At 66.3% G+C, this 21,827-nt stretch carries 23 protein-coding genes; 12 read left to right on the top strand and 11 right to left on the bottom strand.

Annotation, left to right across the window (positions count from 1 at the left end; all coding sequences use genetic code 11):
- The first annotated feature begins 22 nt into the window (after positions 1-22).
- Positions 23-886 (top strand): hypothetical protein, encoded by an 864-nt coding sequence (locus tag AC13GI_RS01030; protein WP_482995260.1) that lies wholly within the window; start codon positions 23-25, stop codon positions 884-886.
- A gap of 129 nt (positions 887-1,015) precedes the next feature.
- Positions 1,016-1,975 (top strand): acetyl-CoA carboxylase carboxyltransferase subunit alpha, encoded by a 960-nt coding sequence (locus AC13GI_RS01025; RefSeq protein WP_346602239.1) that lies wholly within the window; start codon positions 1,016-1,018, stop codon positions 1,973-1,975.
- Between the two features lie 113 nt (positions 1,976-2,088).
- Here the strand turns inward: AC13GI_RS01025 and AC13GI_RS01020 are convergent, their stop codons facing one another.
- Positions 2,089-2,544, bottom strand: coding sequence for a CopD family protein (locus AC13GI_RS01020; protein WP_025877688.1), 456 nt, complete (start codon positions 2,542-2,544; stop codon positions 2,089-2,091).
- 148 nt (positions 2,545-2,692) lie between these two features.
- Between AC13GI_RS01020 and AC13GI_RS01015 the strand changes: the two genes are divergently transcribed.
- The gene (locus AC13GI_RS01015) at positions 2,693-3,289 is read left to right on the top strand and encodes a class I SAM-dependent DNA methyltransferase (protein ID WP_482995259.1); all 597 of its coding nucleotides are present in this window, start codon (positions 2,693-2,695) and stop codon (positions 3,287-3,289) included.
- An 86-nt stretch (positions 3,290-3,375) separates the two neighbouring features.
- The gene (locus AC13GI_RS01010) at positions 3,376-4,683 is read left to right on the top strand and encodes a polyhydroxyalkanoate depolymerase (protein ID WP_089239819.1); all 1,308 of its coding nucleotides are present in this window, start codon (positions 3,376-3,378) and stop codon (positions 4,681-4,683) included.
- 142 nt (positions 4,684-4,825) lie between these two features.
- Here AC13GI_RS01010 and AC13GI_RS01005 read toward each other — a convergent pair whose 3' ends face one another.
- The 3 genes from AC13GI_RS01005 to AC13GI_RS00995 all read right to left on the bottom strand — a co-directional run bounded on the left by AC13GI_RS01005 (position 4,826) and on the right by AC13GI_RS00995 (position 7,748).
- Positions 4,826-5,815, bottom strand: coding sequence for a sensor domain-containing protein (locus AC13GI_RS01005; RefSeq protein WP_482995258.1), 990 nt, complete (start codon positions 5,813-5,815; stop codon positions 4,826-4,828).
- Positions 5,812-6,177, bottom strand: a complete 366-nt coding sequence (locus AC13GI_RS01000) for a PadR family transcriptional regulator (RefSeq protein WP_099821443.1) — start codon at positions 6,175-6,177, stop codon at positions 5,812-5,814. Before AC13GI_RS01000 ends, AC13GI_RS01005 begins: the two co-directional genes overlap by 4 nt.
- Before the next feature lie 92 nt (positions 6,178-6,269).
- Positions 6,270-7,748, bottom strand: a complete 1,479-nt coding sequence (locus AC13GI_RS00995) for a hypothetical protein (RefSeq protein ID WP_482995257.1) — start codon at positions 7,746-7,748, stop codon at positions 6,270-6,272.
- A gap of 130 nt (positions 7,749-7,878) precedes the next feature.
- Between AC13GI_RS00995 and AC13GI_RS00990 the strand changes: the two genes are divergently transcribed.
- Together AC13GI_RS00990 and AC13GI_RS00985 are read left to right on the top strand one after the other, a co-directional pair.
- Positions 7,879-8,781: a peptidylprolyl isomerase gene (locus AC13GI_RS00990; protein WP_482995256.1), complete on the top strand. Its 903-nt coding sequence runs from the start codon at positions 7,879-7,881 to the stop codon at positions 8,779-8,781.
- 204 nt (positions 8,782-8,985) lie between these two features.
- The gene (locus AC13GI_RS00985) at positions 8,986-9,117 is read left to right on the top strand and encodes a hypothetical protein (RefSeq protein ID WP_482995255.1); all 132 of its coding nucleotides are present in this window, start codon (positions 8,986-8,988) and stop codon (positions 9,115-9,117) included.
- A gap of 174 nt (positions 9,118-9,291) precedes the next feature.
- On the opposite strand, the gene AC13GI_RS00980 is transcribed toward AC13GI_RS00985, so the two are convergent.
- Positions 9,292-10,164, bottom strand: coding sequence for a DMT family transporter (locus AC13GI_RS00980; protein ID WP_180164144.1), 873 nt, complete (start codon positions 10,162-10,164; stop codon positions 9,292-9,294).
- Between the two features lie 116 nt (positions 10,165-10,280).
- Between AC13GI_RS00980 and AC13GI_RS00975 the strand changes: the two genes are divergently transcribed.
- Together AC13GI_RS00975 and AC13GI_RS00970 are read left to right on the top strand one after the other, a co-directional pair.
- Positions 10,281-11,225 (top strand): LysR substrate-binding domain-containing protein, encoded by a 945-nt coding sequence (locus AC13GI_RS00975; protein WP_482995254.1) that lies wholly within the window; start codon positions 10,281-10,283, stop codon positions 11,223-11,225.
- A 69-nt stretch (positions 11,226-11,294) separates the two neighbouring features.
- Positions 11,295-11,588 carry a hypothetical protein gene (locus tag AC13GI_RS00970; protein WP_025877698.1) on the top strand — a complete coding sequence of 98 codons (294 nt, stop codon included), beginning with the start codon at positions 11,295-11,297 and terminating at the stop codon, positions 11,586-11,588.
- A gap of 91 nt (positions 11,589-11,679) precedes the next feature.
- On the opposite strand, the gene AC13GI_RS00965 is transcribed toward AC13GI_RS00970, so the two are convergent.
- Together AC13GI_RS00965 and AC13GI_RS00960 are read right to left on the bottom strand one after the other, a co-directional pair.
- A complete protein-coding gene (locus AC13GI_RS00965) occupies positions 11,680-12,483 on the bottom strand; it encodes a DUF4349 domain-containing protein (protein WP_482995253.1) in 804 nt (267 codons plus the stop codon).
- Entirely contained in the window at positions 12,480-12,836 is a 357-nt protein-coding gene (locus tag AC13GI_RS00960) for a GFA family protein (protein WP_099821450.1), read from the bottom strand. Before AC13GI_RS00960 ends, AC13GI_RS00965 begins: the two co-directional genes overlap by 4 nt.
- Before the next feature lie 112 nt (positions 12,837-12,948).
- Here AC13GI_RS00960 and AC13GI_RS00955 point away from each other — a divergent pair, with 112 nt between their 5' ends.
- Entirely contained in the window at positions 12,949-14,757 is a 1,809-nt protein-coding gene (locus tag AC13GI_RS00955; protein ID WP_180164140.1) for a DUF885 domain-containing protein, read from the top strand.
- A 129-nt stretch (positions 14,758-14,886) separates the two neighbouring features.
- Here AC13GI_RS00955 and AC13GI_RS00950 read toward each other — a convergent pair whose 3' ends face one another.
- From AC13GI_RS00950 to AC13GI_RS00940, 3 genes are all read right to left on the bottom strand, one after another.
- Positions 14,887-15,123, bottom strand: a complete 237-nt coding sequence (locus tag AC13GI_RS00950) for a hypothetical protein (protein WP_482995252.1) — start codon at positions 15,121-15,123, stop codon at positions 14,887-14,889.
- A gap of 105 nt (positions 15,124-15,228) precedes the next feature.
- Positions 15,229-17,061, bottom strand: coding sequence for a multidrug efflux ABC transporter SmrA (gene smrA / locus AC13GI_RS00945; protein WP_099821453.1), 1,833 nt, complete (start codon positions 17,059-17,061; stop codon positions 15,229-15,231).
- Positions 17,062-17,258: 197 nt separating this feature from the next.
- Positions 17,259-18,818, bottom strand: a complete 1,560-nt coding sequence (locus tag AC13GI_RS00940) for a serine hydrolase (RefSeq protein WP_482995251.1) — start codon at positions 18,816-18,818, stop codon at positions 17,259-17,261.
- A 110-nt stretch (positions 18,819-18,928) separates the two neighbouring features.
- Here AC13GI_RS00940 and AC13GI_RS00935 point away from each other — a divergent pair, with 110 nt between their 5' ends.
- On the top strand, positions 18,929-19,372 hold the full coding sequence (locus tag AC13GI_RS00935; RefSeq protein WP_380653303.1) for a VOC family protein: 444 nt from the start codon (positions 18,929-18,931) through the stop codon (positions 19,370-19,372).
- Entirely contained in the window at positions 19,369-20,247 is an 879-nt protein-coding gene (locus tag AC13GI_RS00930) for a DUF72 domain-containing protein (RefSeq protein WP_482995250.1), read from the top strand. Before AC13GI_RS00935 ends, AC13GI_RS00930 begins: the two co-directional genes overlap by 4 nt.
- Here the strand turns inward: AC13GI_RS00930 and AC13GI_RS00925 are convergent.
- On the bottom strand, positions 20,168-20,785 hold the full coding sequence (locus AC13GI_RS00925; RefSeq protein ID WP_482995249.1) for a Pr6Pr family membrane protein: 618 nt from the start codon (positions 20,783-20,785) through the stop codon (positions 20,168-20,170). The genes AC13GI_RS00930 and AC13GI_RS00925 overlap by 80 nt on opposite strands.
- A gap of 77 nt (positions 20,786-20,862) precedes the next feature.
- Here AC13GI_RS00925 and AC13GI_RS00920 point away from each other — a divergent pair, with 77 nt between their 5' ends.
- Positions 20,863-21,810, top strand: a complete 948-nt coding sequence (locus AC13GI_RS00920) for a DMT family transporter (RefSeq protein ID WP_482995248.1) — start codon at positions 20,863-20,865, stop codon at positions 21,808-21,810.
- Positions 21,811-21,827: the final 17 nt, after the last annotated feature.

Raw genomic sequence — 21,827 nt, 5'->3', positions numbered from 1 at the left:
ACGTCAAGGACGATTGCCCGCAATGAAGAACCTGTTGTTGCCGATGGTGGCCGCGCTCGCGCTGGCCGGCTGTTCCTCCAAGGTCGATTTCGAGATCGACAACCCGACCGATGCGCCACTGGCGATCAGCATCGATGGCAAGGACCTGCCGGTGGCCCCACACGCATCGCGGCCGATCAGCCTGGCTGCCGGTGAGCATCAGCTGCATAGCGACCGCCTCGGCGACGTGCGCTTCATCGTCTACGCCGACGGCCGCGGCGGCCTGATCAACCCGAGCCTCAGCGAATACGTGACCGCGCGCGAGATCTATGTGACCGGCGAGGACAAGCTGAAGAACTTCGGCGTCAGCGGCCTGGGCATCGAGCTGGGTGGGGTCGAGTTCAAGGGACCGTACGAAAAGCACCACGGCCTGTTCATCGACAAGACCTGGAACTTCGGCGTGCGCGAGCCGTTCCCCGACGAGCAGGTGGTTGCGCACGTCGATTCGACCGGCGGCAGGATCAGCACCAAGATCTTCACCGCGCCGGACTTCATCGCCTATGTCGAGGCCGGCATGGGCGAGCCCGGTGCCTACAAGCGCGAGCAGCCCGCCGGTTACGTGGCGCCCGCCTACACGCTGCAACCGGCGCCCGCGCTGCCTGCGCTGGACCCGGCCTTCGAGGCCCATGCCGGTCCCGTGCGTGACATCTATGCGCGCTGGCTGAAGGCCACCACGGCCAGCGAGCAGAAGGCCCTGCGCAAGGAAGACTTCCAGGCGCAGATGGCCTTCACCCGCGCCACCATGACGCTGGGCGCGAAGCTGCCGGTGGCGGCCAACCAGGCCTACAACGACTTCGTGACGATCCGCAGCACCGAAATGGCCCGCAGCGCGCTGGTCCTGCCCTGAACCGGCGGCCGGCGGCCCGACTGGCGCCGCCGCCCCCCACTGCGCTACCGTCGGTTTCCAGACGAAGGCGTACGGGCCGTTCCTGCGCATTCGGCTAGAATTCCCCTCTTCTTTACACGACGGCTTCCGATGAATCCGAACTACCTCGACTTCGAGCAACCCATCGCCGACCTGGAAGCCAAGATCCAGGAACTGCGCAACGCCAGTGCCGGGCCGGCGGTCAATGTCGAGGCCGAAGTGCATGCGCTGCAGGACAAGCTGCGCGTGCGTACCGCACAGATCTTCCGCAACCTGACCTCGTGGCAGGTGCTGCAGCTGGCACGCCACCCGTCGCGCCCGTACACCGCCGACTACATCCGCATCATCTGCGATGAGTTCCAGGAACTGGCCGGCGACCGTGCCTTCGCCGACGACAAGGCGATCATGGGCGGCCTGGCCCGCATCAATGGTCGCTCGGTGATGGTCATCGGCCACCAGAAGGGCCGCGACACCAAGGAAAAGATCAAGCGCAACTTCGGCATGCCCAAGCCCGAGGGCTACCGCAAGGCCCTGCGCCTGATGAAGATGGCCGAGCGTTTCGGCCTGCCGGTGTTGACCCTGATCGACACCGCCGGCGCCTGGCCGGGCATCGATGCCGAGTCGCGTGGCCAGTCCGAAGCGATCGCACGCAACCTGATCGAGATGGCCGAACTGAAGGTGCCGATCATCTGCACCGTGATCGGTGAAGGCGGCTCCGGTGGCGCGCTGGCGCTGGGCGTGGGCGACCGTACCGTGATGCTGGAATACGCGGTGTACTCGACCATCACCCCGGAAGGCTGCGCCTCGATCCTGTGGAAGGACGCCGGCAAGGCCAAGGACGCCGCCGAGCAGCTGGGCCTGACCGCGCCGCGCCTGAAGGGCCTGGGCCTGGTCGACAAGGTCGTGCGCGAGCCGACCGGCGGCGCCCACCGCAATCCGACGCAGATGGCCAAGCGCCTGAAGGCTGTGCTGCTGAACGAGCTGGACGCGCTGGATGCGCTGTCCACCCAGGAGTTGCTGGACCAGCGCTACAAGCGCCTGCGCAGCTACGGTACCTACGAAGCGGCGTGATCGTTTCCTGACGTCGGATACGCAAAGAGCCGGGCAGACGCCCGGCTCTTCTTGTTTGTACCTCGCACAGCATCCACGCATGGCGTGGATCTACTGGATCCAAGTGACGCCCCTCAGAACGGCTTGGCCAGTACCAGCCATACGATCGGAATGAACGCCAACAGCGGAATTTCGTTGATCCAGCGCAGCGCGCGCGAGGACGGCAGCGCCCTGCCCTTGGCCACACCCTTGAGCAGGCGCCCGATCCAGATGAAGTACGCCAGCAGCACCACCACCAGGCCCAGCTTGGCATGCAGCCAGCCCGCGCCGCCCGGGGCGACCATGGTCGGGAAGTCCGGAATCACCTTGTAGCCCAGCCACAACACAAGGCCGAGCACGAACGCCAGGCCGAACATCGAATGGCCGAAGCGGTACAGGCGCATGCCCATCAGCTGCAGGCGCTCGACCACCGCCGGCTGCCCCGCCGTCTCGGACAGGTTCACCAGGATGCGCGGCAGGTAGAACACCGTGGCCATCCACGCCACCACGAACACGATGTGGAAGGTCTTGACCCAGTAGTAGCTCTGCATGCGCTCGCTCCGGCGGCTGGCGTGGATGTCCGCCATTCTCGCATGCCGTGGCAAGGCCACCCCACGTGCAACCGCCGCGACACATCGACGCATGGTGTGCTGCAACGCCGTACGATAGGCGCCGATTTCACGACTGCAGCCGAACGCCATGGACAAGACCTACGACGCCGCCTATTTCCAACGCTGGTACCGCCGCGCCGACATCGGTGGCAGCGCGCGCCTGGCGCGCAAGGTCGCCCTCGCCGTGGCCACGGCCGAGTACTACCTGGAACGACCGATCCGCAGCGTGCTGGACATCGGCTGCGGCGAAGGCGCCTGGCGCGCGCCGCTGCTGAAACTGCGTCCGAAGGTCGACTACCTCGGTTTCGACAGCAGCGAGTACGCTGTGCGCCGCTACGGCCGGACCCGCAACCTGCACCTGGCCAGCTTCGGCGATTTCGCCTGGCTGCGGCCCTGCGCCCCGGTCGACCTGCTGGTCTGTTCGGACGTGATGCACTACGTGCCCAACCGCGAACTGCGCGCGGGCCTGGCCGGTGTCGCCGAGCTGACCGCAGGCGTGGCATTCCTGGAGACCTTCGCCGCCGAAGATGAATTCGAGGGCGACCATGACGGCTTCCAGTCGCGTCCGGCCCGCTGGTACCGGCGCGAACTGACGCGCCAAGGCCTGCAGGCGGTCGGGTCCCATCTCTGGCTGGGACCAGCACTGGCCGGTGAAGCGGCCGCGCTGGAGCAGGCGGCGCGCTGAATGGCGCCAATGGCGCCGCTTAACGTCCGGGACAGCCGGATGCGCTATGCTGCGCGGCAACATAAGACCATACATATTCGGTCGGCATGCTCTATCAACTGCACGAACTGACCCGCAACCTGCTCGCCCCCTGGGTGCACCAGGCCCAGGCCAACGCCAAGTTCTTCGCCAACCAGGGACACTGGTGGTCGCAGATGCCCGGCGCTGATCGCCTGGCGGCGGTCAATGAGCTGTTCCACCGCATCGGCAAGGATTACGAGAAGCCCGAATGGGGCATCAACGAAATCGAGGTCGAGGGCGAGCGCGTGCCGATCGTGGTGCACGAGGAACTCAGCAAGCCGTTCTGCAAGCTGCTGCGCTTCAAGCGCCACAGCAATGAAGCCGACCAGCTGCACACCATGCTCAACCAGCCGTTTGTGCTGGTGGTGGCGCCGTTGTCCGGCCACCATGCCACGCTGCTGCGCGATACCGTGCGCACGCTGCTGCGCGACCACCGTGTGTACGTGACCGACTGGGTTGACGCGCGCATGGTGCCCGGTAGCGAAGGCGAGTTCGGGCTGGACGATTACATCGCCTACATCCAGGAGTTCATCCGCCATCTCGGCGTCGAGCGCCTGCACGTGGTCAGTGTCTGCCAGCCGACCGTACCGGTGCTGGCCGCGGTGTCATTGATGGCCAGCCGCGGTGAACCGACGCCGCGCACGCTGGTGATGATGGGCGGCCCGATCGATGCGCGCTGCAGCCCGACCGCGGTCAACAACCTGGCCACGCAGAACCCGCTGTCGTGGTTCGAGAACAATGTCATCCACACCGTGCCGGCCAGCTATCCCGGTGCCGGTCGCCGCGTGTATCCCGGCTTCCTGCAGCACGCCGGCTTCCTGTCGATGAACCCCAGCCGCCACTTCAGTTCGCACTGGGATTTCTACACCGACCTGGTGAAGGGCGACCTGGAGGATGCCGACGCGCATCGCAATTTCTACGACGAGTACAACGCCGTGCTGGACATGCCGGCCAAGTACTACCTGGACACCATTTCCGTGGTGTTCCAGGACTTCCTGCTGCCGCGTGGCGAGTGGGTGGTCAACGGCGAGAAGGTCGATCCGTCGGCGATCCGCGATACCGCGCTGCTGAGCATTGAAGGCGAACTGGACGATATCGCCGGGCTCGGCCAGACCGAAGCGGCGCAGGCCCTGTGCAGCGGCATTCCGGCAGAACGCCGTGAACACTTCATCGTCGATGGTGCCGGCCACTACGGCATCTTCAGCGGCCGCCGCTGGCGCGAAGTGGTCTACCCGAAGGTGCGTGACTTCTTCGCCGCGCATGCCGAAGCACCGGCAGCGAAGGCCACGAAGAAGAAGAGCAACGTCACCCCGCTGCGCCGCAAGGCGGGTTAACCCGCCCTGCTTCCGGTAGTGCCGGCCGCTGGCCGGCATGCTCTTGGTAGATGCCAACCTTGGTTGGCGCTCTGCCGTGAATCCCGATGCCGGCGGCATCGTGCCAACCAAGGTTGGCACCTACCAGAGCGTGGGCTCCCGCTTACAACCGCACCAGCAGGTTCTTGGCCAGCATGCCGTGCAGCTTGCCGATGCCGCGTGCCAGGTGCATCGTCAGCAGCAGCAGCAACACGCCCACCGCTGCAACCACGATGGCCACCAGCGGCGAGGCCGCCATCGGCAGCACGTTCACGTCGTTGATGTAGATGCCGGGGATGTCGCCACTGAAGATCGCCGCCACCGGCGCCCAGATCAAACCCAGCGACAGCGACAGCAGGGTCACCGCGATGGTGAAGTAGATGATGCCCAACGGCAGCATCAGCACGAAGTACAGCAGGGTCAGCCAGGTGCGGCCATCGGTGAACATGTCGCCGATACGCTGCAGCCAGCTGCGGCTGCGGTCGGTGTACTGCGGCCGGCGCGGCATGCGCTCACCCAGCAGCGCTTCCACCAGCCGCCCCTCCAGCAACGCCAGTCCACGCACCGAGCCGAAGAACAGCACGGTCAACGGAACGCCGATGATCAGGATCAGCAGGCCCAGCGACAGCGACAGGCCGGTGACCACCCAGGTGAAGAAGAAGATGCCGGTGGCCAGCGACAACAGCATGTAGAACAGCGCGCCGTAGGTGTGCGGGTCGGTCACCACGCCGAAGAAGCGCGCCAGCAGCGAGCGTTGCACGGGGGCGGCCGGCTGCGCCGCCGGTGCAGCACCGCTGGCCTCGGCCGCTGCACGCAGCACCGGGCCCGTGTCGGCCCGCGGCGTACGCAGCGCGCGGTTCACCGTGAGCTCGGTTTCGCGATAGATCTCCGCCACCTCGTCCGGTGCACCGTAGCTGCCGGCGACATCGGCGATGACCTCGGCTTCGCTGCGGCCGGGTTGCGCCGCCAGTTCAGAGCGCAGGTATTCCTCGGCGTCGTACAGGGCGTCCTGCACCATCGCCGGATCGGCACCGTCCAGCGCCGCACGCAACTGCGCCAGGTACTGCGGAATGGTGCTGGGCAGACTGTTGCCTGCCAGGTTCAGGTCGTTCATTGCGGTACCCCCTCCAACACGGAATCGACGGAATCACGGGTGTCGCGCCACGCCTGGCGCCATTGTTCCAGCACCTCCCGGCCACGCGCGTTGATGCGGTAGTAGCGGCGCGGCGGCCCGCTGCTGGACGGCTCCACATGGCTCTCCAGCAGACCAGCGCCCTCCAGGTTGCGCAGCACCGGGTACAGCGCGCTCTGCTTGCCGCTGAGCACGCCCTCGCCCACGCGCTCCAGCTCCTTGGCGATCAGGTAGCCGTACAGCGGCTCCCCGGCGCGGGCCAGCACCGCCAGCAGGGCCAACGAGACCGTGCCGGCGCTGAGCTCCTTCTGGAACTTCTTCAGGTGGACATCGTCTTCGGACATGACCGGCCCTCCACTACGTTGAAGTCCACAGTAGTGCGAAGTTCGGTATAGCGAATGTGTCGTTAGTCACTCTGCCGGTTGGCGAGGCGCATTCAGGCCCGACGTACCGACGCGAGCACCTGCGCGGCGACTGATTCCGGCAGGGTGTGCCTGCCCTCTTCAAGCCGGCTGGTCAATGCCTGCCGGCGGGGAGCCCCCAACGGTGAGTAGTGCTGGCTCACCCGAAGCCAGTTCTCCACCAACCGCAGGTGCCAGGCTTGCTCATCGGTGCGCTGCGGCACCGCGTCCAGCAGTAGATCGAGGTGCTGCCAAAGGGGCAACCTGATCAACTGATTCAGCAGGCCTGCCTGTGCCACGGTAGAAGGACCATCGTGGCAGAACGCCATCAGCCGGACCGGATCCAGCTCCGCGGCCCACAGTGCTGTCGCGCGGGCCCGCAGCGTGCTCACGGTCCGCCCTTGCTCCTCCAGTGCGGCTCGCAGCCAGTCCAGGCTGGCACCGTCCTCGGCCCGCAGCCAGCCGCGCAGGCAGTTGCGTCGATGGCGCGCCGATACCTGGGGCAACAGGCTGCGCAATGCAGGCGCATCCCCGGCCTCGGCGTAATCGCCCAGTGCCTCCAACGCCTGGCGCCAACGCCCGCGCGTACGGTGCCTGAGCTCATCGCGCCACAATGTGATTGCAGGGGTAGCCTGACGCTGTTGAAGCAGCCACGCCGCCAACCTGCGCACGCTGCGCGAACGGTCGAACGCGGCGGCTTCGATGTACGCATCGAGTCCAGGTACTTCGCGTTCGACCAGCGCACGCAGTGCCGCGCCACGTACCCTGCTCGAGGGAGCGGACAATGCTAGCGCGCACTGCGCTTCGACCTGTGCCGGCTCGCCGTGTTCCAGAAGATGGTCAAGCGCCAGGTGCGAGACATGTGGATCACCGTCCAACAGCGCGTGTGCGCGCAGTTCCGCCAGGTCCGGATGGATCTGAAGGGCCACGGCGTAGGCTGCCAGCCGGGTTCGTGCATCTGGATGACCCAGCAGCCCTTCCAGCACGGCCTGAGCGGAGGGCAATGACAGCCAAGCATACAGGCTGCCCTCGAGCCAATCGCGTTGCACGCGCTGTGTGTCCCGCAAGCGGACGGCAATCGGCCAGGCAGTCAGCACGTCATGCACCGGGCATTGCGCGAGCAGGGACATCACCACCTCCTGCGCTACCACACGCACTTCGGCTACCCAGTCATTGCAGCGGAGCAAGGCACAGGACAAGGTGAGATGGCTGGGCACCGAGCGCATCATCCGCAACGCGGCTTCGCGCGTGTGACCATTGCCATCCGAGCCTGCCAGGAACAGCGCCACCGTCTGCACTTCAACCGGCGCATCCGGACAGGCCTGCAGGCGGGCGAGCAGGCCATCATCGTTGGGGGCCCACCAACTGCGTCGCCGCTCATCCAGATTGAACAGCCCTCGCGGCGACAACGTCTGCAACCAGCGCAGACGGTCCACATCTTCATCGACGATCCCCACAAGGATCCGGTCGATCATCGCGCGCAGTGCGGCTTCGGGCGCTTCAAAGTGCGGCATCACTATCCCGTGCCTCCATCGAGAGAAAGACCATCGTGCCGCACGCGCATGGATGGGGCCAGCACGTCAGCGTAGCGCAGGCGCGCACTCTCGCGCAGAATCGAGGCCTCGTTCATGTTCCGGGGTTCCCATGCCGCACCGTCGCCGTCCTGCCCTGACCACCCTCGCCCTGGCCTGCCTGCTGCCCGCCATGGCCAGCGCGGCCACGCCCTACCGCAGCCCGCAGCAGATCCTCGACACATCGGCGGCCAGCGACTGGCGCACGCCGGACCCGGCCAACCTGCTCTACATGGACCTGCCGGCCGGGCGGGTGATCATCGAGCTGGCGCCGCAGTTCGCCCCGCGCCATGTCGCCAACATCCAGACCTTCGCCCACGAGCACTTCTGGGACGGCACCAGCATCTACCGCTCGCAGGACAACTTCGTGGTGCAGTTCGGCGATGCCGACGCCGACGATGCAGCCAAGGCCAAGCCGTTCGGCAGCGCCGCGCGCAAGCTGCCAGCCGAGTTCGAGCGTGCCAATACCGGCTTGAAGGTGAGCGTGCTGCCGGATCGCGATGGCTGGGCAGCGCAGACCGGCTTCGTCGACGGCTTCCCGGTCGGTCAGGACCCGCAGGCCGGCAAGGCCTGGCTGGCGCACTGCTACGGCATGCTGGGTGCGGGCCGCAGCAACGAAGAGGACAGCAGCATCGGTGCAGAACTCTACGTGGTGACCGGCCAATCGCCGCGCCAGCTGGACCGCAACATCACCCTGGTCGGCCGCGTGCTGAAGGGCATGGAACTGCTCAGCGCGATCCCGCGTGGACCGGCACCGATGGGCTTCTATGCTGACCCGAAGCTGCGCACGCCGATCGTGTCGATCCGTCGCGTCAGCGACGTGCCCGCGGCCGAGCGCACCCCCATCCAGGTGCTGCGCACCGATTCGAAGACCTTCGCCGACACGGTGGAGGCGCGTCGCAACCGCGTGGATGACTTCTACAAGCGCCCGGCGGGACATATCGACCTGTGCAATATCCCGGTGCCGGTGAAGTAAGGCCGTCGCGGGTTCTGCGCGTGGCGCGTGCTGAAGGTGCTTCACTGTTCATGGGCGTTACTTTTCTTTGTACGCAAAGAAAAGTAACCAAAAGAAACGTTCCGCCGGCCGCGAGCCGCCGTGCTTCGCACGTCGGTCCCCTGCGATGCTCGGCTCGCTCAAGGCGGACTGAAAGGTCAAGATCAACAGAAAATGCATCCACGCATGGCGTGGATCTACTGGATGCAGCTGTGGCCTTTGATCTGGGTCCGCCTTGAGCGAGCCGAGCATCGCAGGGGAATCAGGGGCGAAGAGGTGCCGATGTCTGAGCGCAGCGAGTTCGGCACCGTCCCCTGATTCGCCGAGAAGCGCAGGGCACCGACGTGCAAAGCACGGCGGCTCGCGGTGTGGCGGCGTGTTTCTTTGGTTACTTTCTTTGCACGAGCAAAGAAAGTGACACCTCCCCGCAGCCGCGGAAAAGGGCTCGCCGGGCATGGCCCGGCGCTACCGATGCGTGGGCGCCAATGAGCCTCAGCCCTTCTGGCTGACCGCCACGCTGCCCAGAATCAACGCACCGGCAATCAGCATCTGCACCGTCACTGCTTCGCCCAGGAACAACCAGGCGAACGCAGCACCGAACAACGGCACCAGGTAGGTCACCGTTGACGCACGCGACGGGCCGATGCGGCCGATCAGGCGATAGAACATCAGGAAGGCGAATCCGGTGCAGACCACGCCCAGTGCGATCGCCGCACCCCATGCCTTGCCCGGAATCGGGCCCTGCGGCAGATGCGTGAGCGCCATCGGCAACAACCACAATGAGGCGCACGACAACGTGGCAGCGGCGGCCGCAGCCGAAGGCAGACCGGTCATGTGCCGCTTCACCAGGTTCACGCCCAGGCCGTACAGCAGGGACGCCGCCGCACCGGCCAGCACCGCGGTACCAATGCTCAGGCCCGAGATCTTGGCCGTGGCCAGCACCACCACGCCGGCAAAGCCAACCAGCAGCGCACCCGCACGGCGCACACCGATCTTCTCGCCGAAGAACAGGAACGCAATCAACGCGGCGAACAGCACGGTCATCGCATTGCAGATCGCCCCAATAGCCGCCGGCGCACGCTCTGCGGCGTACGCGAACAGTACGAACGGCAATGCCGAATTGACCAGACCAATCGGCGCCAACCACAACCAGCGGCGCGGCGGGAACTGCGCGCGGGCGCGCCACAGGAACGGCAGCAGCACCAGTGCGCCCAGCACCAGCCGCACCTCGACCAGGGCGAACGGACCGAACGAGGGCACCGCCACGCGCATGAACAGGAACGAGCAGCCCCAGATCGCGCCGAGCAGGGTCAATTCCAGCGGTGTGCGCCAATCACGCTCGGTCGCCTGGGATATCGCATTCATCTTCTGTGTCCGTTCGTCAACGTGGCGCTGGTCTGGCCACACAGGATCGGCCGCAGACGCCCGGTGCACAAGCGCGTAGTATCGCTGCCAGCCACAAATATGGCTTGAGGCTGGACATGCTGCTACGCCCTTCTCTGCTCCCCGCACTGGCCGTGTTCGCGGTCGCCGCGCGCCATCAGAACTTCGCCCAGGCGGCGCAGGAACTGCATCTGACCGCCAGCGCGGTCAGCCACCATGTGCGTCGTCTGGAAGAGGTGCTGGCCACGCGCCTGTTCCTGCGCCATGCGCGTGGGGTACGCCTGACGGCCGAGGGCCGGCAGTTGGCCGACGCCGCCAGCGCCGCGTTCACCGATGTCGCCGCCGTCGCCCACCATCTGCAGCCGGACGCGGACAGCGTGCCGCTGCGGATCTCTACGCTGCGCTCATTGTCGTATTGCTGGCTGTTGCCACGGCTGCCGCGTTTCACCCAGGCCCATCCACACATCCGCATCGAGCTGCACACCGGCAGTGGCCTGGACCGCTACGACGAAAACGGCCCGGAGGTGGGCATCCGTTATGGACTGGGCCAGTGGCCCGGACTGCACGCGCAGCACCTGATGGATGACAACCTCTTTCCCGTGGCGTCCCCGGCGCTGCCCGGTGTCGAAGCCCTGGAAGATCCGGCACGCATCGCTGAGTTGCCGCTGCTCAGTGATCTGTCACCACAGGGCTGGCGTGACTGGTTCCGCCACGCCGGCGTGCGCCCGCCGTCGCCGTTGCCGGCGATGCACACCTTCGCCGACAGTACCGACGCGATGCGCGCGGCGGTGTATGGCATGGGCGCGGTGCTGGCGCGCACCCACGTCGCCCAGCCCTATCTGCAGCGCTATGAGCTGGTGCGCCTGCCAGGGCCTGCACTGAAGGCACGCTACGCGTACTACGTGGTGCATGCCGAAGGACGGCCGCCCAGCCCTGCCGCGCGACTGTTCATCGACTGGTTGCTGGGCCAGGCGCAGGACGAACGCACGCCGGTTCCCGCGTTGCCCGACAGCCTGCTGGGGCGCCCGAGCACACCCGGCTGACTGCGCCCTCACCCGATCTTTGCCCGGCGCTGGCTAGGCTGCAGGCGAACCCCACAACGTGCTTCTGCCATGGCCCTGCTGCGACTGCGAATTACCGGAACCGAAGACGATGCCCGTGCGATCAGCGACCTGCTGCTCGGCCTGGAAGGCATCGAACACGTCGAAGAGACCGACGACCTGATGCCGCACATGGACGACGATGATTCCAGCTCGGCCGGGCTGTCCGACGACATCGGCCCGGGTACCCACGAACTGGAAGTGGAAGTGGGCAACGAAAGCACCGCGCAGAAAGTGCGCGATGCGGTGCAGGAACTGGCGCTGGAACTGGATGTGTTCGTCGAATACGAGACCGACGAAGGCTGAGCGTCCGCCGGGCATGGCCCGGCGCTACCCGATGCTCGAGGCACCTCGGTAGCGCCGGTCCACGACCGGCGAGCGCATCGCGCGGTTTCGATCAGGCTTTGCGGCGGCGACGACGGATCAGCGCACGGACGATCCAGGCCATCACCAGCGCCACCAGACCCACCGGCAGCAAAGCGGCCGCAGCACGGATCAGGAATGCCACGCTGGTGCTGAGAATGCTGCCCGATTCGCTCAGTGCTTCGCCGATCTCGCTGCGGCTGCGCTGGCCCGAGGTGGTGTCGAAATGCATCGTCACCAGCTGGGTATCGATGCGCCTGCGCTGCTGGGCGGCGTCCTTGCTGGCCTGCTCCACACCCGCCTCGATCTCCGACAGGCGGGTGGTGATCGCCATCAGATCTTCGATCTTCAGGTCGCCACGGTCCTGGTAGGACAGCAGGCGCGCGTGCTCCTTCTCCAGGCGTGCCTTGGTCAGCGCGGTGTCGGCCACCTGCTGCGCCAGGTCCTCGGCACGCGTGTTGCGCGCCTGCAGCGTGCCGCCTTCGCCGGCCAGGCCGATCAGCGATTCCACGCCTTTCGGCGCGATGCGTACCTTGACCTCGCCACTGGGCTGTTCGCCACTGCGCTGATCCACCTGCAGCACCGCGCACTCACCGAACTGCGCGTTCTGGCAGGCCTGCGCGACCTGCTGGATGCGCGGCGCGATCTGCGCCGCTTCCAGCTGCACCTGCACATCGTGCTCATAGGCCAGGAAGGCGCCTTCCGGCGAAGCGACAGCGGCATCGGCAGCGACAGCACCGGCCTCCTGCGCTCGCTCACCGTTCTTGGCACAGGCCGCCAGCGTCAGCAGCAATGCCGGCACGATAACCACGCGCGTCCACATGCGAGGCGCCGTCATCGCGAGGCTCCGTCGAACGAGGTGATCGATAATCCACCCAGCTCGACCTGCGGCAGGCAGCGCACGTTGATCGCCACCATCGGCAGACCACTGCGCGGATCCACCGCCTCGCTGTACGGCGCGGTGCCGCACGCGCGGCAGTGATGGTGATCGATGTTGTGGGTGTTGAACTGGTAGGTCGCCACGTCGGCGACATCGGTGCCCAGCTGGAACGCCTCGCGCGGGGCGAACCAGAGCAGGCTGCCGCGGCGGCGGCACATCGAGCAGTTGCAGTCGATGACGTCCCTGATGGGTGCATCAGCCTGCACGGTGAATGCGATCCTGCCGCAATGGCAGCTTCCCTGGTATTCCATGTCCTGCGCTCCGCTGGAGGGTCCTTGTGTATGTCCATGGTAATCCTATGGCACGGGGACAAAGCAGCCCCGGGGGCCTATGCTCAGGGATTGACCCCGTACAGGAATGCCGATGCGCCCGCATCTTCTTGCCCTCGCCCTCGTCGCCGCCCTCGCCGGTTGCCAGCCGGCCGATGCCCCGACCAACGGTTCCACCCCGGCCGCCAGCCAGCAGGCCGGTGATGCGGCGGTCGATGCCGCCTTCGCCGACCTGTCCAAGCGTGCCCTGGACACCTGGATGCAGCTGTCCCCGGTCAGCGCCACCCAGATCGGCGACCACCGCTATGACAGCGAGATCGACGACCTGAGCGCGGCCGGCCAGCAGAAGACCGTGGACGCCTACAAGGGCCTGCTGGGCGAACTGGACAAGATCGAGGTGGCCAAGCTCGGCCGCGAGAACCAGGTGGATGCCGCGATCCTGCGCAACCAGCTGCAGTCGGAAATCTGGAATGCCGAGGTGATGCAGTCCGGCAAGTGGGACCCGCAGTTGTACAACGGCATTGCCGGCAGCGCGATCTACGGCCTGATGGCGCGCGAGTTCGCGCCGCTGCCGGAGCGCCTGAAGTCGGCCACCGCGCGCATGGAAAAGCTGCCGGCGATCTTCGCCCAGGCCCGCGAAAACCTGGATCCGGCACGCGTGCCGAAGATCCATGCCGAGACCGTGGCCAAGCAGAACAAGGGCATCCTCAGCATCGTCGATACCTTCATCACCCCGCACATCGGCGAGTTGCCGCAGGCCGACCAGCAGCGCCTGCAGGCCGCCATCGACGGTCTGAAGAAGGCCGTGGACGAGCAGCAGACCTGGCTGGACAAGACCCTGGTGCCGAACGCCAAGGGCGACTTCCGCATCGGTGCGGAAAAGTACGACCAGAAGCTGAAGTTCGCGCTGAATTCCTCGCTGTCGCGGCAGGAGATCGGTGAGCGTGCGCGCGCCGAACTGAAGCGCGTGCGCGAGGACATGTACGGCATCGCGCAGACCGTGCTGAAGGACAAGCCCGGCGCACCGGACATGCCGGCGCAGCCGAGCGACGAACAGCAGCAGAAGGCGATCGAGGCCGCGCTGGAGCTGGCCTACGCTGACAAGCCGGCGCGCGACAAGGTGGTCGACGATGCCAAGGCCGCACTGGAGCAGTCCACCGCGTTCGTCCGCGAGCACGACCTGATGACCCTGCCCGACGCGCCGGTGGACATCATCCTGATGCCGGAATTCCAGCGTGGCGTGGCCGTGGCCTACTGCGATTCGCCAGGCCCGCTGGACAAGAACCTGAAGACCTTCTACGCCGTCTCGCCGATTCCGGACGACTGGAACGACAAGCAGGTCGATTCGTTCCTGCGTGAGTACAACTCGCGCATGATCCACCTGCTGAGCATCCACGAAGGCACCCCGGGCCACTACCTGGAAGGCTGGCACTCGGCCAAGTTCCCCTCCACCCTGCGTGCCGTGCTGCGTTCGGGCCTGTTCGCCGAAGGCTGGGCGGTCTACACCGAGCGCATGATGCAGGAGCAGGGTTATCTCAACAACGATCCGCTGTTCCACCTGGTGCAGCTGAAGTTCTACCTGCGCACGATCTCCAACGCGATCCTCGACCAAGGCGTGCACGTGGACAACTGGGATCGCGAGAAGGCGATGCACCTGATGACCCACGACGCCTTCCAGCAGGAAAGCGAAGCCTCGGGCAAGTGGGTGCGCGCGCAGCTGACCTCGGCACAGCTGCCGACCTACTTCGTCGGTGCGCAGGAACACTTCGACACCCGCAAGGCGATGCAGGACAAGCTGGGTGACAAGTTCAACCTGAAGGCCTACCACGACCAGATGCTGTCCTACGGCGCACCGCCGGTGCGCTTCGCACGCCAGCTGATGCTGGACCAGCCGATCGAGTGATCGATCGGGTGTGAGTTGAATAAAAACGGCCCGGGGAGACCCGGGCCGTTCTTGTTTCCATGTGCGCGGACGCATCCGATCCACCCGGATCCTGCAGTAGATCCACGCCATGCGTGGATGCTCGTCGGCTCAAAGCATATGGATGTAGAGCTTTTCCGCGTGTGGCCGGACATCGAGAAAATACTCTGCACCGCAGCCACGGCATTTGGACGGATGCTCCTCGTCGCTGCCCCGCTGCTCATCCAATGCGCTGGCCAGGACTGGATGCCCGCAGTCGAAGCAGAGGAAGGCGATGTTGCTGCCATGCGCATCCGCTTCGATTTCATCACCCTCATAGTCCATCAGCAGAAAGCCGGTAATGTTCAAGGTGCACCTGTTTGTGGTCTTGGCAGCAAGAAATCAGCTCAGTTCCTTTCAACCAACCCTGTGGAGCATTGCCTTCCGAGCCGTGCATCCACGCATGGCGTGGATCTACTCCCCGGCCGCCACGAAACCACCGGTCTGCCGCGCCCACAAGCGCGCGTACAGGCCACCGGCCTCGATCAGCTCGGCATGGGTACCGGTCTCGACGATGCGGCCCTGGTCCATCACCACCAGCCGGTCCATCCGCGCGATGGTCGACAGGCGGTGGGCGATCGCGATCACCGTCTTGCCACCCATCAGTTCGTCCAGGTTGTCCTGGATCGCCGCTTCCACTTCCGAGTCCAGCGCCGAGGTGGCCTCGTCCAGCACCAGGATCGGCGCGTCCTTCAGCAGCACACGGGCAATGGCGATGCGCTGGCGTTGGCCACCGGACAGCTTCACGCCGCGCTCGCCGACGTGCGCGTCGTAGCCACGACGCCCTTCGCCGTCGACCAGCGTATCGATGAAGGCCTCTGCGCGCGCCTTGGCCACCGCCGCGCGCAGCTGCTCGTCGCTGGCATCCGGGCGCCCGTACAGCAGGTTGTCGCGGATCGAGCGGTGCAGCAGCGAGGTGTCCTGGGTCACCACGCCGATCTGCTGGCGAAGGCTTTCCTGGGTGACGTAGGCGATGTCCTGGTCGTCGATCAGGATGCGACCGCTTTCCAGGTCGTACAGCCGCAGCAGTACGTTCACCAGCGTCGACTTGCCGGCACCGGACGGGCCGACCAGGCCGATCTTCTCGCCCGGCTTCACCACCAGCTCCAGGCCAGCGATCACGCCACCCTTCTTGCCGTAGTGGAAATGGACATCCTGGAAGTGCACGCCGCCACGGGTCACCCGCAGCGGTACCGCATCCTCGCGGTCCTGCACGGTCAGCGGCTGGGCGATGGTGGTGATGCCATCCTGCACGGTGCCAATGTCTTCGAAGATGCCGTTGATGGTCCACATGATCCAGCCGGACATGTTGTGGATGCGGATCACCAGGCCGGTCGCCAGGGTGATCGCGCCGACGGTGATGTGTCCGCCGTTCCACAACCACAACGCCAGGCCGCAGGTTCCGGCGATGAGGAACCCGTTGACGATGGCGATGGTCAGGTCCATGCCGGTGGTGATCCGGGTCTGCGCGCGGTGCTTGACCGCCAGTTCCTGGATCGAATCGGCGACATAGGCCTGCTCGCGGCCGCCATGGGCGAACAGCTTCAGCGTGGGAATGTTGGTGTAGCCGTCGACGATGCGTCCCATCGCCTTGGAGCGCGCCTCCGATGCGATCCAGGCGCGTTCCTTCGCGCGCGGCACGAAGTAGATCATGATCACCACGTAGGCCAGCAGCCACAGGATCAGCGGCACCATCAGCCGCCAGTCGGCCTGTGCGAACAGGTACAGCGCGGTGCCGGTGTAGACCACGATGTACCACAGCGAATCGACCATCTGCACCGCCGACTCGCGCAGCGAGGTACCGGTCTGCATCACCCGGTTGGCCATGCTGCCGGCGAAGTCGTTCTGGAAGAAACTCAGGCTCTGCCGCACCACGTAGTTGTGCATCAGCCAGCGCGAGCGATTGCTCAGGCCCGGCACGATGGCCTGGTTGACCAGCAGGTTGTGCAGGCCGACCAGGATCGGGCGCGCGATGACCGTGATGAACAGCATCCAGCCCAAGGTATCGGCGTGGCGCTGGAAGAAACCCGCGCCCGGCTGCTCGGCAACCATGTCGACGATGCGGCCGAGGAAATCGAACATCGCCACTTCCACCAGCGCCAGCAGCAGGCCGGCGATCAGGGTGGCCAGCAGCACCGGCCACACCGGCCGCAGGTAGTGCAGGTAGAACGGCACCACGGTGCGCGGCGGCATGCGCCCGTCAATGGGCGGAAACACCGGAATCAGGGATTCAAACCAACGGAACATCGCATTCCCTCGCCATCGATAGCCGGCGGAGTATCCCACGCGGCGTGTGTACGCCGGCCGACGAACACCACCGGTTCCGGGTAGTGCCGGGCCATGCCCGGCGGCTCCCCTGCAACCGCGCTACGCGCTCGCCGGACGTGGTCCGGCGCTACCAATCCGCTCCGCCAAACGGTAGCGCCGCGCCATGCCCGGCGGTGTTATTTCACCGGGGTGAACAGCAGATCCTGGAAGTCGAAGCTGAAATCGGTCAGGTCGGAGATCGGCTGCATGCGCACCTCGCGCACGTTTCCATCCGGGTCCAGGCTGAAATTCACGAACGCATCGGCATTGAGCGAGCGATCATCCCAGCGCACGATGAAGGTGTCGTGCTGCCAGTGTTCCAGGCGGCCGCTCAGCTGTGCCGTCTTTGCGAAGCGCAGCCGCAGGTCCTTGCCTTCCGCGCGGATGACCATGTCGCCATACCAGCGGTCGCGGTAGGTCGCCGCATACCCGGCCAGCGGCAACGACGGCCTGCTGCCCTTGTCACGCTCCGCCTGGTGCTTGGCCCACGCTTCGTCGGCCTTGTCCTGGCCCTTGGCCACGCCCTTGGCATAGGCATCCACCCAGTCGTGCTTTTCACCGCCCAGGTAGGCATCGAGCACGCTCAGCGTGATCGCATTGAACGCCGCACCCACTTCCTGGTTGGTCAGCACCACCACGCCCAGCTTCTCGCCCGGCACCAGCGTCAGCCGCGACACCATGCCCGGCCAGCCACCGGTGTGCCAGACCAGCTTCTGCCCGCGATAGTCGCTCAGGCTCCAGCCCTCGCCATAGCCGGCGAAGTTGGCCCGCGCCGGCGCCAGCTCTGGCACGCTTGGCGCCGGAATCGTCTGCGGCGTGATCATCTGCCACATCTGCTGCTGGCTCTTGGCAGTGAACAGCGGCGTGCCATCGGCCAGCTTGCCTTCGGCCAGCTGCACCTGCATCCAGCGTGCCATGTCATGGGCACTGGAATAGATGCCACCGGCACCGGCGTTGTTCGACCAGGTCAACGGCGCAACGGTACGCAGGTCCTTGAAATCGTACTTGGCGTGACCGGTCGCAGCGTTGTCGCCGGCCCTGAGGTGATCGGCGTTGTAACGCGTGCCGGCCATGCCGACCTTGTCGAAGATGCGCGTCTGCAGGAACTGCTGGTAGCTCATGCCCGACACGTGCTCGATCACCTGCTGGGCGACCGCATACAGGATGTTGTCGTAGGCATAGCGCTCGCGGAAACCACCTTTCAGCGGCACCTGGCCAAGGCGCTGCACGACTTCGGCATTGCTGTAGGACGTGGTCGGCCAGAACAGCAGGTCGCCCGCGCCCAGGCTCAGGCCGCTGCGATGCGACAGCAGGTCGCGGATCGTCATCTGCCCGGTCACGAACGGATCGGACATGCGGAACGATGGCAGGTGATCGATCACCTTGTCGTCCATCTTCAGCTTGCCGTCCTCGGCCAGCAGATTCAGCGAGGTGGCAGTGAAGGCCTTGGTGTTGGAGGCGATGGCGAACAGGGTATCGGCCTCGACCGGCGCCGGCTTGCCCAGTTCACGCACGCCCCAGCCGCGCTCCAGTACCACCTGCCCATCCTTGACCACGGCCACGGCGATACCGGGCACGTCGAACTGCGCGCGCACGCGCTCGACGGTGGCATCCAGGTCCTGCAGCTGCTGCGGCGTCGCCGCATTGGCCATGGTCGTGCACGCAAGCAGCACGGCTCCTCCGATCCAGTTGTTCATCCAGCACCATCTCCGAACAGGGGTAGCGGCCATGTGCAGGCCGTCACCGGGGTTTCGCGCGATGGTAACGGTCCCGGGTGCAGCCTGCCCTGTGCCATAGGAGGGGTGTCATGGGTGCGAACGGCCAGAGCAGCAACGGCTCCACCATCATTCCGTGCCTGCGCTACCGCGACGCGCTGGCCGCCATCGACTGGCTGCAGCGCGCGTTCGGTTTCCACGCGCAGGCCGTGTACGCCGACGGCGATACGGTGCACCACGCACAGCTGGTGTTCGGCCAGGGCATGATCATGCTTGGATCTGCCAGCAACAGCGGCGAATGGGCCAAGCTGGCGGTGATGCCCGATGACGTCGGTGGCCGGCAGACGCAGAGCGCCTGCGTGATCGTCACTGATGTCGACGCCCACTACGCGCGGGCCAAGGCTGCCGGTGCACGCATCGTCATCGACATTGCCGACCAGGCCTATGGTGGACGTGGCTATGCCTGCGCCGATCCGGAAGGCTACCTGTGGTGGTTCGGTAGTTACGATCCGTGGCGGGCGGAACACACGCAATGACGGCACGATCAGCGTCTGCGTCGCCGGTCCGCTGCGGTATCGGCGGCTGGGTGTTCCCGCAATGGCGTGGTGGCGCCTTCTATCCACAAGGGTTGATCCAGCGCGAAGAGCTGGCCTACGCCAGTCGCGCGTTGCGCTGCATCGAAATCAACGGCACCTTCTACCGCACCCCGACAGCGACCCAGTGTGCGCAATGGGCCGCGCAGACGCCGGACGGCTTCCGCTTTTCGATGAAAGCGCCGCGCCATCTGGTGCAGCGCCGCGACCTGTCGTCCACGATCGAGGCGGCTGGCGCGTTCCTGCAGGCAGCCATCGCCCTCGGCGACCGGCTCGGCCCGTTGCTCTGGCAGTTCGACCCGCAGCACCCGGCCGATGCAGAGGCGCTGGATGCCTTCATGGCACAGCTGCCAAAGCAGCGGGAGGGAACGGTGCTGCAGCATGCGCTGGAGGTGCGCAACGCCAGCGTCCATGGGCCGGAACTGGTTGAAGCGGCGCGCCGGCATGGCGTGGCCCTGGTGATCGAAGACAGCGACGAGTCACCGTTGCACGGTGACATCACCGCCGGCTTCGTCTATGCACGGATCAAACGCAGCCAGGCCCGGCTGACCGAAGGTCTTCCCCTGCCGATGCAGCAGCGCTGGGCCGGTCGCGCGCGGTGCTGGGCGCGAGGCGAGGCGGTCGATGACCTGCCCTGCCTGGCCCCACCGGCCCCTGCCGCACCGCGCGAGGTCTACCTGCTGTGCATCGGCGCCGGCAAGGCGCGCAACCCGGCGGCGGCGATGGCGCTGCAACGGCTCATCGACGGCGCCAGCGATCCACGGCCCACAGCAGTGTCCAGCCCAGCACGAACACCGCGCCGACGCGCAGTACGCTGAGGCCGAATGCACGCGAACCGATCCGCTGCACGTCCAGGAACGGATACGGGGCGCTGCCAAGCCACGAGGCCGTGAGCATCGCCCAGCCCAGGTAGGCCAGCGGTACCAGCAGGACCACGCCCAACGCACGCCAGCGCAGGCCACCATGAGGCAGCAGCCCCGCCCAACCGGCCAGATACAGCAGCGGCACCACGTAGTGCAGACCGACATCGGCCCACCACTGCAGGCCAGTTGGCTGCCACAGCCCCTGCAGCGCCAGCAGATAGATCAGGCCGGTGACGCCGATGCACAGGGCCAGGGTGGCGGCCACCGTCGGGCGCAGGGTGCGGCCGCTGCAGAGCCAGACGCAGCCCAGGCACACGGCCAGATTGCTGAGGATGGTGAAGTAGTTGAGGAAGCGCAGGCTCGCCACGCCGGGTCCCAGGCTGGCGCCGATGCCGCGCATCAGCAGGGCGAACTGCAGCAGCAGCGATGCTGCCGCGACCAGCGCGGTCAACAGCGCCCAGCCGCGCAGCAGAAGAAAACGGGCAGCAGGCATGCACGGCTCCCTCGTGGCAACGCCGCGAGCATGCCACAGGCATCGCCCGCCGATGCGCCTTGCCTCACAATACGCTGATGAGCACACCCGACACCCGCAAAGCGCTTTGGCAGATCCACTTCTGTGTCCTGCTGTGGGGCGTCACCGCCATCCTCGGCAAGTTGATCACCCTGCCCGCGCTGCCGCTGGTGTGGTGGCGGATGCTGCTGGTGGTGGCGATGCTGGCACTGCTGCCGCGGGTCTGGCGCGGGCTGCGCACGTTGCCGCTGCGGCTGGTCGCCGGCTATGCCGGCATCGGCGCGCTGGTCGCGCTGCATTGGCTGACGTTCTATGGCGCGGTGAAGCTGGCCAATGCCTCGGTTGCTGCGACCTGCATCGCCCTGGCACCGGTGTTCACTTCGATCATCGAACCGTGGGTGGCCAAACGCCCGTTCCAGATGCGCGAGCTGGCCTTCGGCCTGGCCGTGCTGCCCGGTGTGGCGCTGGTGGTGGGCGGCGTGCCCAACGGCATGCGCATGGGCGTGCTGATCGGCGCGCTGTCGGCCCTGCTGGTGGCGGTGTTCGGCTCGCTCAACAAGCGCATGGTCAGCCATGCCGATCCGCTGACGGTCACCGCGCTGGAACTGGGCGCCGGCACCATCACCCTGACCCTGCTGGCCCCACTGATGCCGTACCTGCTGCCGGCGCTGGCCAGTCCGTTGTGGATCGTTCCCGACCTGCACGACGGCATCCTGCTGCTGGTGCTGGCCGGTGTCTGCACGCTGCTGCCGTTTGCCCTGGCCCTGGTCGCGCTGCGCCACCTCAGCGCCTACACCGTGCAGCTGGTCACCAACCTGGAGCCGGTCTACGCCGTGTTGCTGGCCGTGGTGCTGCTGCGCGAGCAGCACGAAGTCACCCCGTGGTTCTACCTGGGCGTGGCGATCATCGTCGGTGCCGTGTTCCTGCATCCGCTGCTGAACCGCCGCAAGCGCGTGCAGCATCCGGAGATCCTCGGCACATCCGAAGCGCGCAACATCGCCGATTGAGCGCGTCCGCGCATTGC

Source organism: Stenotrophomonas sp. 82F1 (assembly GCF_056861525.1).
Note: the sequence above shows the minus strand (reverse complement) of the source record. Positions and strands in the feature narration are given on the sequence as shown.

Bases quoted from the DNA above. Each gene is read 5' to 3' on its own strand.
- AC13GI_RS00980 (WP_180164144.1), bottom strand. From the start codon at position 10,164: ATGAATGCGATATCCCAGGCGACCGAGCGTGATTGGCGCACACCGCTG.
- AC13GI_RS00965 (WP_482995253.1), bottom strand. From the start codon at position 12,483: ATGACGGCGCCTCGCATGTGGACGCGCGTGGTTATCGTGCCGGCATTG.
- AC13GI_RS00955 (WP_180164140.1), top strand. From the start codon at position 12,949: ATGCGCCCGCATCTTCTTGCCCTCGCCCTCGTCGCCGCCCTCGCCGGT.
- smrA (WP_099821453.1), bottom strand. From the start codon at position 17,061: ATGTTCCGTTGGTTTGAATCCCTGATTCCGGTGTTTCCGCCCATTGAC.
- AC13GI_RS00960 (WP_099821450.1), bottom strand. From the start codon at position 12,836: ATGGAATACCAGGGAAGCTGCCATTGCGGCAGGATCGCATTCACCGTG.
- AC13GI_RS00925 (WP_482995249.1), bottom strand. From the start codon at position 20,785: ATGCCTGCTGCCCGTTTTCTTCTGCTGCGCGGCTGGGCGCTGTTGACC.
- AC13GI_RS00940 (WP_482995251.1), bottom strand. From the start codon at position 18,818: ATGAACAACTGGATCGGAGGAGCCGTGCTGCTTGCGTGCACGACCATG.
- AC13GI_RS00990 (WP_482995256.1), top strand. From the start codon at position 7,879: ATGCCGCACCGTCGCCGTCCTGCCCTGACCACCCTCGCCCTGGCCTGC.
- AC13GI_RS00935 (WP_380653303.1), top strand. From the start codon at position 18,929: ATGGGTGCGAACGGCCAGAGCAGCAACGGCTCCACCATCATTCCGTGC.
- AC13GI_RS00920 (WP_482995248.1), top strand. From the start codon at position 20,863: ATGAGCACACCCGACACCCGCAAAGCGCTTTGGCAGATCCACTTCTGT.
- AC13GI_RS01025 (WP_346602239.1), top strand. From the start codon at position 1,016: ATGAATCCGAACTACCTCGACTTCGAGCAACCCATCGCCGACCTGGAA.
- AC13GI_RS01015 (WP_482995259.1), top strand. From the start codon at position 2,693: ATGGACAAGACCTACGACGCCGCCTATTTCCAACGCTGGTACCGCCGC.
- AC13GI_RS00930 (WP_482995250.1), top strand. From the start codon at position 19,369: ATGACGGCACGATCAGCGTCTGCGTCGCCGGTCCGCTGCGGTATCGGC.
- AC13GI_RS00995 (WP_482995257.1), bottom strand. From the start codon at position 7,748: ATGCCGCACTTTGAAGCGCCCGAAGCCGCACTGCGCGCGATGATCGAC.
- AC13GI_RS01000 (WP_099821443.1), bottom strand. From the start codon at position 6,177: ATGTCCGAAGACGATGTCCACCTGAAGAAGTTCCAGAAGGAGCTCAGC.
- AC13GI_RS01010 (WP_089239819.1), top strand. From the start codon at position 3,376: ATGCTCTATCAACTGCACGAACTGACCCGCAACCTGCTCGCCCCCTGG.
- AC13GI_RS00970 (WP_025877698.1), top strand. From the start codon at position 11,295: ATGGCCCTGCTGCGACTGCGAATTACCGGAACCGAAGACGATGCCCGT.
- AC13GI_RS01005 (WP_482995258.1), bottom strand. From the start codon at position 5,815: ATGAACGACCTGAACCTGGCAGGCAACAGTCTGCCCAGCACCATTCCG.
- AC13GI_RS00985 (WP_482995255.1), top strand. From the start codon at position 8,986: ATGGCGTGGATCTACTGGATGCAGCTGTGGCCTTTGATCTGGGTCCGC.
- AC13GI_RS00975 (WP_482995254.1), top strand. From the start codon at position 10,281: ATGCTGCTACGCCCTTCTCTGCTCCCCGCACTGGCCGTGTTCGCGGTC.
- AC13GI_RS01030 (WP_482995260.1), top strand. From the start codon at position 23: ATGAAGAACCTGTTGTTGCCGATGGTGGCCGCGCTCGCGCTGGCCGGC.
- AC13GI_RS01020 (WP_025877688.1), bottom strand. From the start codon at position 2,544: ATGCAGAGCTACTACTGGGTCAAGACCTTCCACATCGTGTTCGTGGTG.